This is a genomic window from Streptococcus sp. HMSC076C09 (assembly GCF_001837905.1).
Taxonomy (GTDB): Bacteria; Bacillota; Bacilli; order Lactobacillales; family Streptococcaceae; genus Streptococcus; species Streptococcus parasanguinis_I.
On sequence record NZ_KV834639.1, the window covers coordinates 1 to 390 of the forward strand.

The window sequence follows — 390 nt, forward strand, 5'->3', positions numbered from 1 at the left end:
AACGCTTTTCTTACGTTGTTAAGTTTCTAAATTTTATATTTGGTACTTCTGGACTTAAAAGTGTAGATCAACTTACACTTGAAATGGTTAGAGAGTTTTTTACGCTTTATGGATTATCTCAGTTACCTGAAGATAGCGGGAAAAGAAAGAAAAGCACTGTTGAAAAATGTGTTAATGCAGTTCTTGATTTTTTAACTCTTTATTTAAGTGAGCGAGAGGGAAAGGCTAAGTTAAAAGCAGAAGATTTGTATTCTACGACGACTTTTACGAATAGTAAAGGACGGGTTGTAAAGCGTAAAGAACCAAATTTTGAAATATACGTAGATGATAGCAACACTGAGAAAGCTATTTTTCGTGATATGCCAAATAGTGCTTTTGAGATGTTATTTT

The 390-nt window shown here is 32.6% G+C and carries 1 pseudogene; it reads left to right on the plus strand.

The annotated features are described in order from the left end of the window. Nucleotides 1–390, plus strand: a pseudogene (locus HMPREF2704_RS03865) (site-specific integrase); the annotation flags it as partial.